This is a genomic window from Streptomyces sp. IBSBF 3136 (genome assembly GCF_036815105.1).
Taxonomy (GTDB): Bacteria; Actinomycetota; Actinomycetes; order Streptomycetales; family Streptomycetaceae; genus Streptomyces.
The window spans coordinates 1-310 of sequence record NZ_JAJSZC010000233.1 but is presented as its reverse complement, the minus strand read 5'-3'; the positions used below and the strand labels follow the sequence as shown (position 1 = coordinate 310).

The window sequence follows — 310 nt, the reverse complement described above, 5'->3', positions numbered from 1 at the left end:
TGGCGAGGTTGTTGCGGGCGGTGAGGGTGTCGGGGTGGTCGTCGCCCAGGATGCGCTCATAGTCGGCCAGGACCCGCTCGCCGAGGTCGAGGGCGTCCTGGACACGTCCAGCATCGCGGTAGGAGACGGCGAGGTTGCTGCGGGCGTCGAGGGTGCCGGGGTGGTCGTCGCCCAGGATGCGCTCTCGGTCGGCCAGGACCCGCTCGCCGAGGTCGAGGGCGTCCTGGATGCGCCCGGCATCGCCGTAGGAGACGGCGAGGTTGTTGCGGGCGGAGAGGGTGTCGGGGTGGTCGTCGCCCAGGATGCGCTC

The 310-nt window shown here is 71.9% G+C and carries 1 protein-coding gene; it reads right to left on the bottom strand.

Going from position 1 to position 310, the window contains the following annotated elements:
- Positions 1 to 310: tetratricopeptide repeat protein (locus tag V7E45_RS33585; protein WP_333778027.1), on the bottom strand; the 310-nt coding region annotated here is incomplete at both ends.